Origin of the sequence: Rubritalea squalenifaciens DSM 18772, assembly GCF_900141815.1 — a bacterium.
Taxonomy (GTDB): Bacteria; Verrucomicrobiota; Verrucomicrobiia; order Verrucomicrobiales; family Akkermansiaceae; genus Rubritalea; species Rubritalea squalenifaciens.
Window position 1 is genome coordinate 956,540 of the sequence record NZ_FQYR01000003.1, and the last position, 12,292, is coordinate 968,831.

A 12,292-nucleotide genomic window follows, 5' to 3' on the forward strand; every position below is an offset into this window, starting at 1 on the left:
CAAAGTCCCTAACTGCATGCATTCAAGAGTCATGTTCAAAACAATACAGCGCCTTCGACGTACTGCGCGTGCACATCGCACGGGCCGCTAAGCTGTATTTGAGTTTTTAAAGCTACTCTACTTCGCCGCCCTGCTGATGTTCACGCAGGGCTTTTTTTTGCCCACCCCGTTCTCTTGGAGAGAACACACGATCTAACAGATCACCTCTTTTAAAGATTTATATGATTACCAAACAAACACTCATCAATGCCGGTTGGGCGGACACAGCAGAACTCGATTCCGTTCACCAGCATGCTCTGGATCTGATCAACGAAAAGCAGATCACAGACGAAAAATACCTGCTAAAACTCCTGAAGAAGAAATTCCCGGATACTCATGGTGCTCTTACCATGAGAAGCTCCCCTGCGCCTCTCGCGATAGCCGTGGAGGCGGATTCCAAGGAGGCTGAGAAGAATTTGGCCAAAGCCATTTCCCAAATGACCGAGCTGCTCAAGTGTCCGGTCGTGAAAGCCGGTGCCCTCATGCCTGATGCATGCCCGTCAGGAAACGAAGCTGCTAGCTTTCCCGTGGGAGGAGCCATCGCTGTGGAGAACGCAATCATTCCGGCTGCGCATTCTTCGGATATCTGTTGTTCCCTGCATGCCAGCTTCTTCCATAGTTCTTTACCAGTACAAGAACTGATGGACCACCTCAGTCGGTCCACAAGGTTTGGTCCAGGTGGACGGGCTCCTCAGGACATGGTGTATCATCCTGTCTTGGATGAAGCGGTCTGGAACAATCCTTTCCTCAGAAGGCTTCAGGACAAGGCTGCCGTTCACATTGCAGATCAAGGAGATGGCAACCATTTTGCCTTTCTTGGTGAAATGAAATGCACACCCGAGTTGCTTTCGACACTTCAAGAGAATGGTCAGAGTAAACTGGCTGATAACCTCTCCAAGTATGAATCTATGAAAGTACTCGTGACTCATCATGGCTCCAGAAGCCTCGGAGCCACTGTATATACCCGAGGTCTGGAAGCTGCGGTGAAACACACAAGAAAGTTCGCGAAAGGCATCCCAGAAGAAGCCGCGTGGGTCTCCATGAATACGAGAGAGGGTCAAGAGTATTGGGATGCCCTCCAGTATCTATCAAGATGGACCAAGGCGAATCACGAGACCATTCATCACCTGTTTCTGAAAAGTATCAGTTCTGAGCTGATCGACTCTGTAGGTAATGAGCACAACTTCGTGTGGCGGGAAGATGATCTCTACCTCCATGGTAAAGGAGCCACCCCAGCTTGGTCCAGTAGTGATGAGCATCCCCTGCTCGGACTTATTCCCATGAGTATGTCCTCACCCATTTTGCTGACCTTGGGAGCCAATAATCAGGATTATCTATCCTTCTCACCTCACGGTGCTGGCAGAAACCTCTCTAGAAGAGGCCTACTGCGTAGGTATGAGAGGAAAAGGCAAGGCGTCGATACGGAGAGAATGAAAGCGGACATAGCATCAGCCACCCACAGCATCGATGCCCGGTGGTACCTCGGCTTGCCCGATATCACAGAGACACCCCTCGCCTACAAAGATCCGGCCCAGATCAAAGCCATGATGAGCAAGTATGGTCTGGCTAACGTCATTGCCGAAATCACGCCCCTGGGATCGATCATGGCTGGACGTTCACCAAAATTCGAAAAGGAACTCACCCCGAAACAGCTACGCCAAATGCAACATCGTGCCGACCGACGCAAAGCCCGACAACGCAACTGGCAGGACGAGATGTGACATTATTACACGTCATAATGTCGCAGCGACCCATATTTGTCACACCTAGAAGCTAGGTGTCATTTTTGATTCATTCTAATTTTCCTTATAAACAAGGGATTTTGAGAGCAAAACCGCAACCTTCCACTATTGGCATTCAAGCTGCATCTATGTTTTCAGAATCAGAACATTCTAAATACGAAATCAATAAAACCATGAGAACAGTATCACCATTCGATCAAAGCTTTTTCAATAGCATCAACAGCATCCTCAATGATGCCTTCGGAGAATTCAACCTGACTCCTGTGCAGGAAGATTACCAGATATTCTCCACTCCAGAGGGGTGGAGTATCCGCACCGATCTTCCAGGCTTCGAGAAGTCCGAGCTCTCCCTCCATTTCGAGGACAACGCGCTCCACCTCAGGGCGGAGAAAGCTCCAGAAGCTGAGAGCAAGCGCCCGGCTGTGGAGCATCGATTTGCCCTGGGCGAGGAAGTCGACACTCAGGGAATCTCCGCGAAGTTAGAAAACGGAGTTCTGGAAATCACCTTGCCACGTAAAGAAGCCGAGAACCTCAGCAAGCAAATCGAAATCCTTTAATACCAACTAACTATCAAACTTAAACTTTAAGAAAAATCATGAGCAACGAAGAGATCACCAACAAGCAAGAGTCCGTGGATACTGCATGCAGCAACACTCAGTGCTGTGAGCTTGAAAAAAGCCACCAGTCAGTACCGAGCATCACTCAACGCGCTCAGTTCCATATCAACGAGAATGAAACGGGACTGGCCCTTGAAGTGGATCTCCCCGGGGCCTCCAAGGAATCCGTGAAGATCACCTCTGAGAACAACCAGCTCAGTATCACTGCTGAGAGGAATCCATCCTACCCTGAGGACTGGCAGCTTCTTAACGACAGTGCTAGGGCTACCCAGTACAGACTGAAGCTCAATCTCAGTGACAAACTGAATCTCGCTGCCACCAAGGCAACCTTCCAAAATGGAGTCCTCCTTATGGAGATTCCCCGACGAGAAGAAACCTTGCCGCGCGAAATCGACATCCTGAACTAATATCACTTTTTCATAGTAGGTGTGATGGGGGCCGGGTGTAAGGGTTTTCGCCCGGCCAGATTTCCCACATTCTCTCACGAGGATGTGGGAAACTTTTCTTTACCCGACCGCAGAGACACACCACTTTATCCCCGCACCGGAAACACAGGATCTTCCCTACTGCAAAGAAAAGTTCTGTTCATTCCGCCTCAAACGCGCCACACACCCGCTCAACAAGCACTCATCCTAGACCATTACAAACCAATGGAAGCTGTAGAAGAATTTACCAAAATCGAATCCATTTTCGTACGCCACCGCAATGCGCTGCTGGTGCGTGGTCAGTTTACCCCAATTTTTACCGACTATTACCTGCACCTGATGGATCTGAAGCTACGTCACAAGGAAGACCTTGATCAAAAGCTCAAGGACCTCTTGGCTCTGCTGACCCTGCATATGACTGCTCGCCCATGGGCAGAGACCATTGCTTGGACGGTCAATCTGCGTGCTCCTCGCGTAAATTTCTTTGTCACCGGTGGCTCAACCCAGGAGAACATCACAGGCAACCTCTTCACCGAAAACATCAAGGAAGCCGACAGAAACATTCTCTATTCCCAGACCATCGTCCCTAGCTCAGAAGGCCGCAAATCCACTGTCGAGCTGGATAGCAATGACCCGTTCGAGTGGCTAGAAACCTACTACACTCAGAGTGAGCAGCGACCAGCCCGCGCATTCCAGCTTAAGGATGAAAACTACGCCATTATCGCAGCACAACCTGATTGTGATTACGAATGGCTGGAATCCCTCAATGCCGAAGATGTGGAAAAAATAATGGAAACCGAGGAAACCAAAGTACTGGAGACTCGCAAGTTCCGCTTCTTCTGCGGTTGTAGTGTAGAGAAAATCCTCCCAGCATTAGCCGCCTATAAAAACAACAAAGAAGCCCTCTTCCACGGAGATCCGGCTATCGAGGTAAGCTGCCCACGTTGTGCAGCCAAATACATCGTTACCCCAGACATGCTTTAAACTATCACCCCACTCCCTCGGTCTAGCAGGGAGATACAAAAAATGAAACAGATTGCTGAAACATTCGCACAATACGTTCTACCAACCTACGGTAGATTTCCACTGATTCCAGAAAAGGGCAAAGGCTCCTATCTCTGGGACTCTGAAGGAAATAAATATCTCGATTTCTGCACTGGCATCGCCGTGTGCTCCATCGGCCATTGCCACCCACGCCAGGTGGAAGCCATCCAGAAGCAGGCTGCCAACTTACTTCACTGCTCTAACCTCTATCAGATTCCGCAGCAGGCGGAACTGGCTAAAGTTATTGTTGAGGATTTCGTCAAACTTCCCGGGAAGATCTTCTTCTCCAATTCAGGCGCTGAATCCAATGAGGGGCTAATCAAGCTTGCACGCAGATTTGGCAATGCTTTCCCCGCTGAGGATGGCAGCCCAAGACATGAGATCATCACCTTTGGAAAATCATTCCACGGTAGAACAATGGCTACACTGACAGCTACAGGTCAGGAGGCCATTCAAGAAAACTTCTTCCCTCTCGTTCCAGGAGCCAAATACGCGATCTACAACGATCTTGAGTCTGTAGAGAAAGCCATTACGCCACACACGGCGGCCATCATGCTGGAACCGATTCAAGGTGAAGGCGGCATCTTTGCAGCCACCCCGGAATTCCTGAGAGGTCTCAAAACATTGTGCGACAAACATAATCTCCTCCTATTCTTCGATGAGATTCAAGCTGGCTTTGGAAGAACAGGAGAGACCATGGCGTGGCGCTCCATAGCACCAGAGATTGAGCCAGACGGCATCTCCTGGGCAAAAGGCCTCGGTGGCGGCTTCCCAATCGGCGCTTTCTGGTCATCCGATCGCAAGGTCACCGGTTCTGACGTCAGTATCTCTTCTCTGCTCGGTCCTAAATCACACGGCACTACCTACGGCGGCAACCCTCTGGCCAGCACCGCAGCACTTGCCGTACTCAACGAGATCAAGGATGCTGAACTCTGTAAGAATGCTACACAGCGTGAGGCTCAGATCCGCACAGAGGTAGCTGGCTGGGTCATGCCATGCCTCAAAGAACTCAGAGGCAAAGGCCTCATGCTGGGCTTTGGCCTGCATGCAGACCAGATGAACATCCCTGAAGGATCCACCGCAGCACTCCACATAGTCAATACTCTCATGAGTAAAGGAATTCTGACTGTACCCGCTGGTGCCGAAACAGTACGCTGGCTACCTCCGCTCAATGTCAGCGAAGACGAAGTCTTCGAAGCCCTTCAGACCATGAAGGAAGTTCTCCAAAACGCCTAATCATCTATGTGCCAGCCATCGCTGGCACATTTTTTTACCTCTGACTAGCCACCTAGTCCGGTGATATGCGTATTCAATCTTTTGAATGACAAGCCCTCATATACTCAGTCGATGCGAAACTAGCCTTTTCTCTAGGATCATGAACCACTTGCGACTGGACACCAATTGACAGCTCAAGGTGCGCATGACGAAATTTGACCAGCTGTAATATTTTTTGCAATAGCATCGTACAGGATTTGTACTAATCTTACACCATGCTTCGCACACTGCTCTCCATTGCCTTGCTCTCATTTGGCACACAAAGCCTTCTCGCGGTCCCCACACCGGAACAACTTCTTAGGAATCAGACTCACAGCTATATCAATGAGTCCAAGCTTCCTGAGTCCGCGGAATCCAAGGAATTCGCCACCCTCCTGTCCAAAACACCAGAATGGCAACGTGAACTCTGTGACTCGGGCCCGGTAGAAGACGCAGCCAAGACAGTCCAAGTATTGTTCGACATTTGGAAAACAGACAAAGAGCTGGTCAAACGCCCTATCGACCGTGCCATGGCCACAGCTTGCGCGCTCGAAGGCGGCCATTTCGACTGGAATAGCGAGGCCATGCTCGAGCGCTATGAATATTTCCGAGACAAGTGGAATCTAGGTCTGCTCAATATCATGTACAAAGACCTGACGGTGTTTGAACGCCGCTATCTGGCACATGGAGTTCAGCACCGGCACCTCAACGGTTTGGAATCCATGGAGTACCAAAATACCGAGGTATGTCTTCCCGCTGAGCGCTATACCGGTGCCTGCTGGTATGCACGGTGGATTTTACTCAATCCTTTCGGCGACACCATTCACGGCCCACTCTATTACCAACCCTACCGAAACAGCTGGACCAATGCTGCGGAAATGATTCGCAACATCGGTGGCGTCTGCGGCTCTCTCTCCAATTTTGGCGCTGCTGCAGCGATCGCCAATGGCGTTCCAGCGATCACCATGGGTGAACCTGGACACTGTGCCTACACGGTAATGATCAAGCATAACCAATGGCAGCCAGCTTACTCCCTCTCTTGGAAACGCGGTATCCACCGCCCATTTTACGGTCAATCCTCATGGGGCTGGCATGTGCTTACCAACAGAGCCATGGCAGACACGAAGGATGTTTACGCTTCAGCGGACATCAGACGCTTGGCGATGGACTACGGCAAGAAAAAGCTCACTGGCAAAGCACTGGAAACGATCGCCATTGCACGCCGCAAGTATCCTCTCGATTGGCAGAACTGGCAAACTTCTGCAGAGCTAATGAATGAACTCAACGGACCTACCAGCCAATGGCAGGAGCTTCATCAAGACACCCTGCAATTACTCGCCAGCACTTCACCCGAAGCCGCTTGGACCTTGCTCGACAAGTATGTCTATAAACACGTTCTCCCTGAAGGTAAGGACAAGGCGGACGACCGAGAAAGAATTCTCCTCGCCTACCAAAAGTCCATCTCTGGCTGGGGCGTCGCCCGCTGGGAATACGACCGCGCACTCAGCAAGCAAATCAAGCTACTCGCTGGAGACAAAAACCTGGAAGACCAATTTGCGGTTTCCTGCTTTGGGGCACACGTCAAAGAAAACACCCTGACCCCAGTCATTCTAGAACACCAGCTTTCCCGCATCGGTAAGGACGACGACCGACGCTCACAATTTATCGCCTCGATTGGCAAAGGACTCAGCAAGGGCAAAGGTGATGACTTCAACAATGTCATCGATACTCTTGCCAAAAAGATCCTTCCGGATGCGGCTAAAAATGGCGACAAGTCCACGTTCCAGTTCATCGGCTCCCTTACCAAGAAGGTTTTCAAGCCAACAGAAATTTCACCTGAGAAATTCCCTGGCGTCCTGCTTTCATCTGGCGGCACCTTTACCATTGATGAGCCAGGCAATCGCTGGGACAACCCAGCAAGACACTGGGGTGTTATCGAGGAACATGGTGGCGATTTCCACACTGGAAGTAAGAATCCTCATGCCACCATACAACTTGGCAACTACGGTCTCCTCTCTGGGGTTACTATCGTCACCCGAGGTGGCCACATTGGCCGCCTGAATGGAGCCATCTTAGAGACATCCCTGGATGGCAAGGAATGGACAACCGTGTATACCTTCTCGAATGTGAAACGCGTTAATCGCATTCCTTTGGCTGACAAAAAAATCGAGGCGGGATACGTCAGAATCAGTCACCCCAACAAGCAGCATCTTCACTTTGAAAAATTCCACGTCTACGGAAAGAAGATCAACTAAGCTCTCTTTCAATCACACAAACCATACTCTCCCATGCGGACTTTACTCATTTATCTGCTAGGCATCACCAGTCTATTCGCAGCCCCAACGCGTTCAAATTCCTTTCCGGAAGCTTTGAGCACAGCAAAATCCACCAAGACTCCGGTGGCCGTTTTGCTGTATGCAAGCAGCTGGCATTTGGCCAGCAAGCGCTTTCACGACCAACTCTGGCAAGCTGAGCCTTTTACCAAGGAGCTAAGGTCTTCAGTCATCTTGACCCAAATTGATGTCCCTCAGCTATTAGATAAAGAAGAGGCGAAAAAGTTTTCTGCATCCAACAAAGGCTGGAACCAGAAAGCCATCAAATCCTATCCAGCAATCCAGCTCTACTCTCCTGACGGCTTTCTCCTGAAAACCTATCAAGGAAGAGAACTCCGGGTACTCACATCCCCCCTCGCGCTGGCTGCCCACATTGATAAAGTTGTCGCTGAATCGATGACCAGAGACTCCCTCCTCGCTCAAATCAAAAAGGCTCGCGAGACGAAAAACTCTGAGAAGGAAGCCGCTTTGTTAGCCAAGAGAGCAGGACTTACCATCAATCAGGAAGCAAAGATGGTAGAACAACTCCTGAATGCGGACCCCAAGGATCAATCCGGCTGGCAAGCTCGCCTTTCATTCAAAGGATGGGACTTCGTTCGCCACATCTCTGATCTCATTTCCAAGGAGGAGACGGACAAGGCCATGCGTGAGGTAGACAGCATGCTGAAATCCGATGCCTATACATTAGAACAAAGAGTACTCATCCTCGGAGCTAAAGGGCGCATCCTCGTGGCGCAGAACAAACTGGAGGAGGCTTGGTCCTATTTCAATAAAGCCTATGAAACCGCGCCAGATAGCGCCGAGGCCATTGCCATGCTCGACTATGGACGCCATCAAGCAGGCATCCCGTTACGTCTGGCATTCCCTGATGGCTCACCGTTCAATGACAATTACTATGGCAACAATCTAACCAAGGACAATGCCACCTACACCACTTCATCTTCAGAGGGAAACACCTCCGATCACGACACGCTCTTTTCTGGCCGTTATGCCAAGCAAGGCTTTGCCTTCCACACCAAGAAAGAAGCACGTCCCCATATCGTCATCGACTTGAAACACAAGGCCTCCATCAATGCCATCCATATTGTCAACAGACACCGACGCCTTCACGAACGTGCAGCTAGCCTAGCTGTCTGGATTTCTGATGATTCTACTAACTGGTCAAAAGTCTGGTCAGCAGATGGCGCCAAGGCAGAATGGAATATTATTCTCAATAAAGAGGGCTCGAAAGCACCAACAGGCAAGTTCCTGAAGATCGGACTAGATAGTGACCAGCCCGAACACTTGCACCTGCAAGCTGTAGACGTATTGGGTGAATTCCTCAAATCGACTAACATTCCATAGAATCCTCTTTTCAAGGAAGCATGCTGAGTTCAGTTTCTCAGCATGCGATTCATAACATCTCTGCTCGTCCTCTCGTTCACACTCAGCAATCTTGCTCATGCCGAGGACAAAGCTCCCCCATCTGCTGCAGAAGAGCTGGTTAACTTGATCGATTTGGAGGGCACTATGAGGGATTCCACCTCAACAGCATTCAAGCCCTACCTCGACCAACTCAAGCAGCAGGGATATGCAGAAGAAACTGTCAAAAAGATCGAAGTAGCCTCTCAGAACTATTTCGACCAAATTGCGACTGATCCAGGCCTCCATAGAGAAATCGTAGGACTCTACAGCAAAAACTTCACCGAAGCAGAGCTGCGCGAACTGATCCATTTTTACCAGACTCCACTGGGACAGAAGACCTTGAAATGCCTTCCCTTGCTGATGCAGGACAGCATGAACCTCGGGCAAAAGTATGCGTTAAAGTATGCGGAGAACTACAAGGCAGAGGTGCAAAAAATCATGGAGGCCGATAAAGAGGCAAAGTAAACAAGCCCACCATCCCCCCACTTAGCGAGCTCAACAGCAGTGCTCGCTGTAAACAAATCTACATAAGGGGACATTGTAACACACCCCTCTGAGTACACAGACTTTCTACAAAAAAAAGGGTATCCCATGTGGATACCCTTTGAAATTTGTGAGCTAGACTACTCTTCGAAGGAGCATCTATGCGCTGAGTTCTGCAATAGGCGGGGCAAATGTTGTCAGCTTGATACCTGTAACAGCGGCCTGGTATTCCTCCATATTAGGAATTCTACCAAGGATGGCTGAGAGCACGACCACAGGAGTGGAAGCAAGGAGTGATTCACCCTTCTTACGATCAGAATCTGCCACCACACGACCTTGGAAGAGACGTGTAGATGTCGCCATGACGGTGTCACCTTTCTCTGCCTTCTCCTGGTTACCCATGCAGAGGTTACAGCCCGGACGCTCAAGATACATCATGTTCTCGTACTCTGTACGAGCTGTGCTCTTTGGAGCGTTGTCGTCGAATTCGAAACCAGAGTACTTCTGCAGAATATCCCAGTCACCCTCGGCCTTAAGCTCATCGATGATGTTGTATGTAGGTGCGGCAACTACCAGAGGTGCATTGAACTTCACCTCACCCTGCTGCGCTTCCAGATTCTTGAGCATCTGAGCCACGATCTTAAGGTCACCTTTGTGGACCATGCAGGAACCCACGAAGCCGAGATCCACAGTTTTCTCACCACCATAGAAGTCGAGCTGTCTGATGGTATCGTGAGTGTAACGCTTAGAAACGTCCTCATTGTTTACATCCGGATCAGCAATCATTGGCTGAACGATCTTATCAAGATCTACAACAAACTCAGCTGAATACTTGGCGTTCGTATCAGGAGTCAGCGCAGGCTTCTCACCAGACTTGATCTCTGCGATGCGCTTGTCTGCTCTACCGATCAGACCCTGGAGAACCTTGGCGTCGTTGTCCATGCCCTTGTCGATCATGATCTGGATGCGGCTCTTAGCAATCTCAAGTGACTCGATCAGAGTCTCGTCCTGGGAAATGCAGATAGAGGCTTTTGCCTTCATCTCAGCAGTCCAGTCTGTGAATGTGAAGGCCTGGTCAGCGAGGAGAGTACCGATGTGCACCTCAATGATTCTGCCCTGGAATACGTTCTCACCACCAAACTGCTGAAGCATTTGTGCCTGAGTAGCGTGAACGACATCACGGAAGTCCATGTGATCCTGCATAGTTCCCTTAAAGGTCACCTTCACGGATTCTGGGATCGGCATTGTCGCCTCACCTGTAGCAAGTGCCAAGGCAACCGTACCAGAGTCAGCACCAAATGCTACACCCTTGGACATTCTTGTGTGGGAGTCACCACCGATAATGATTGCCCAGTCATCCACTGTCAGGTCGTTGAGAACCTTGTGAATCACGTCAGTCATGGCATGATACTCGCCTTTAGGGTCACGTGCTGTGATCAGACCGAAGTTGTGCATGAAGCTCATCAACCTTGGAATGTTCGCCTGAGCTTTCTTGTCCCATACAGAGGCAGTGTGGCAGCCGGACTGGTAGGCACCGTCTACGGTAGGAGAAATGACTGTCGCAGCCATCGCTTCCAACTCCTGAGAGGTCATCAGACCTGTGGTGTCCTGTGAGCCTACGATGTTCACTTTGACACGAACGTCTGAGCCTGCGTGCAGCACCATGCCTTCAGGAGCACCTACTACATTTCTGTTGAAAATTTTCTCAACAGCTGTGAGGCCCTGGCCTTCGTGAGAGATTTCTTTGGAAGGAGCGTATACTGGTGCTGCTTCTACACCAAGGATGCTTGCCGCCAGTGACTGGAGCTTCTTACCGAAGACAACTGCGTAGGAACCACCTGCTCTGATAAACTCAACCTTCTGAGGTGTGAGAGCTGAGGAAATGTCCACCAACTCCTTATTGCCTTCACCATAGAGCTTCTTGTCCGTGGTGTTGATAGTCAGAATTGTGCCTGTATCCACGGAATAGGCCTGCTCGAGAACTGGCTCACCATTCTCGTCGACCACTACTTTACCGTCTGCATCGACCTTCTTGACCCAGTTTTTCAGGTCAATCCCGATACCACCAGTAACACCAACGGTTGTCAGGAAGATTGGAGAAATGCCGTTCGTACCGGCAACAACTGGAGAAATGTTCACGAATGGCACGTACGGGCTAGCCTGCATACCTGCCCAGAGAGCTACGTTATTGATACCAGACATTCTGGAAGAACCTACGCCCATGGTACCCTTCTCAGCGATCAGCATGACGCGCTTGTCTGGGTGAGCGGCCTGAAGCTCGGAGATTTCCTCCTGAGCCTGCTCAGAGATGAAGCACTTACCGTGCAGCTCACGGTCTGAGCGTGAGTGAGCTTCGCCACCTGGAGAAAGCAAATCGGTAGAAATGTCACCTTCACCTGCGATGTAGGTCACTACCTTGATTTCTTCGGGTACCGCTGGAAGCTTTGTGTAAAACTCAGCGCTCGCGTAGCTCTCAAGAATCTCCTTGGCGATTGGATTGCCAGCTTTGAAGGCTGCTTCCAGTCTATCGGTGTCCGCATCATAAAGGAAAACCTGAGTCTTCAGAACTTCAGCAGCCTGCTTGGCGGTTGCCTCGTCATCAGCCAGTGCCAAGTCGAGAAGCACCTCGATAGATGGGCCACCCTTCATGTGAGACAGAAGCTCAAAGGCAAATTCTGGAGTAATCTCCTCCACAACTGATTCACCGAGAATGATCTCCTTCAGGAAAGCCGCTTTCACGCCTGCCGCGCTGGTCGTACCCGGCAGCACATTGTAGATCAAAAACTTAAGAGAGTCACTTCTGTGCTCATTGTTCAGATCTTTGATCTGCTCGATGATTTCCGCCAGCAGCTCACCGCTGTCAATAGGCTTAGGGTGGAGCCCCTCGCTCTTTCTTTCTTCGATCTCCTTGATGTAATCCGTGTAAAATTTCATGGTTTGCGTGCGCGCAG

The 12,292-nt window shown here is 50.3% G+C and carries 9 protein-coding genes; 8 read left to right on the forward strand and 1 reads right to left on the reverse strand.

Going from position 1 to position 12,292, the window contains the following annotated elements:
* Positions 1-221 precede the first annotated feature (221 nt).
* The 8 genes from BUB27_RS09400 (at position 222) to BUB27_RS09435 (ending at position 9,323) form a co-directional block, all read left to right on the forward strand.
* On the forward strand, positions 222-1,760 hold the full coding sequence (locus tag BUB27_RS09400; RefSeq protein WP_143183547.1) for an RtcB family protein: 1,539 nt from the start codon (positions 222-224) through the stop codon (positions 1,758-1,760).
* Between the two features lie 194 nt (positions 1,761-1,954).
* Positions 1,955-2,338, forward strand: coding sequence for an Hsp20/alpha crystallin family protein (locus tag BUB27_RS09405; protein ID WP_159434892.1), 384 nt, complete (start codon positions 1,955-1,957; stop codon positions 2,336-2,338).
* Positions 2,339-2,376: 38 nt separating this feature from the next.
* Entirely contained in the window at positions 2,377-2,805 is a 429-nt protein-coding gene (locus tag BUB27_RS09410) for an Hsp20/alpha crystallin family protein (RefSeq protein ID WP_143183549.1), read from the forward strand.
* Between the two features lie 243 nt (positions 2,806-3,048).
* Positions 3,049-3,807 (forward strand): Hsp33 family molecular chaperone HslO, encoded by a 759-nt coding sequence (locus BUB27_RS09415; RefSeq protein WP_143183550.1) that lies wholly within the window; start codon positions 3,049-3,051, stop codon positions 3,805-3,807.
* 42 nt (positions 3,808-3,849) lie between these two features.
* The gene (locus BUB27_RS09420; RefSeq protein WP_143183551.1) at positions 3,850-5,103 is read left to right on the forward strand and encodes an aspartate aminotransferase family protein; all 1,254 of its coding nucleotides are present in this window, start codon (positions 3,850-3,852) and stop codon (positions 5,101-5,103) included.
* A 254-nt stretch (positions 5,104-5,357) separates the two neighbouring features.
* Positions 5,358-7,376 carry a discoidin domain-containing protein gene (locus BUB27_RS09425; RefSeq protein WP_143183552.1) on the forward strand — a complete coding sequence of 673 codons (2,019 nt, stop codon included), beginning with the start codon at positions 5,358-5,360 and terminating at the stop codon, positions 7,374-7,376.
* Positions 7,377-7,409: 33 nt separating this feature from the next.
* Positions 7,410-8,798 (forward strand): discoidin domain-containing protein, encoded by a 1,389-nt coding sequence (locus BUB27_RS09430; protein ID WP_143183553.1) that lies wholly within the window; start codon positions 7,410-7,412, stop codon positions 8,796-8,798.
* A 42-nt stretch (positions 8,799-8,840) separates the two neighbouring features.
* Positions 8,841-9,323 carry a DUF2059 domain-containing protein gene (locus tag BUB27_RS09435; protein ID WP_143183554.1) on the forward strand — a complete coding sequence of 161 codons (483 nt, stop codon included), beginning with the start codon at positions 8,841-8,843 and terminating at the stop codon, positions 9,321-9,323.
* Positions 9,324-9,500: 177 nt separating this feature from the next.
* Here BUB27_RS09435 and BUB27_RS09440 read toward each other — a convergent pair whose 3' ends face one another.
* The gene (locus BUB27_RS09440) at positions 9,501-12,275 is read right to left on the reverse strand and encodes a bifunctional aconitate hydratase 2/2-methylisocitrate dehydratase (protein WP_143183555.1); all 2,775 of its coding nucleotides are present in this window, start codon (positions 12,273-12,275) and stop codon (positions 9,501-9,503) included.
* Positions 12,276-12,292: the final 17 nt, after the last annotated feature.

Coding starts and splice junctions, on each gene's coding strand:
- BUB27_RS09435 (WP_143183554.1), top strand. CDS start 8,841: ATGCGATTCATAACATCTCTGCTCGTCCTCTCGTTCACACTCAGCAAT.
- BUB27_RS09400 (WP_143183547.1), top strand. CDS start 222: ATGATTACCAAACAAACACTCATCAATGCCGGTTGGGCGGACACAGCA.
- BUB27_RS09425 (WP_143183552.1), top strand. CDS start 5,358: ATGCTTCGCACACTGCTCTCCATTGCCTTGCTCTCATTTGGCACACAA.
- BUB27_RS09405 (WP_159434892.1), top strand. CDS start 1,955: ATGAGAACAGTATCACCATTCGATCAAAGCTTTTTCAATAGCATCAAC.
- BUB27_RS09440 (WP_143183555.1), bottom strand. CDS start 12,275: ATGAAATTTTACACGGATTACATCAAGGAGATCGAAGAAAGAAAGAGC.
- BUB27_RS09430 (WP_143183553.1), top strand. CDS start 7,410: ATGCGGACTTTACTCATTTATCTGCTAGGCATCACCAGTCTATTCGCA.
- BUB27_RS09410 (WP_143183549.1), top strand. CDS start 2,377: ATGAGCAACGAAGAGATCACCAACAAGCAAGAGTCCGTGGATACTGCA.
- BUB27_RS09415 (WP_143183550.1), top strand. CDS start 3,049: ATGGAAGCTGTAGAAGAATTTACCAAAATCGAATCCATTTTCGTACGC.
- BUB27_RS09420 (WP_143183551.1), top strand. CDS start 3,850: ATGAAACAGATTGCTGAAACATTCGCACAATACGTTCTACCAACCTAC.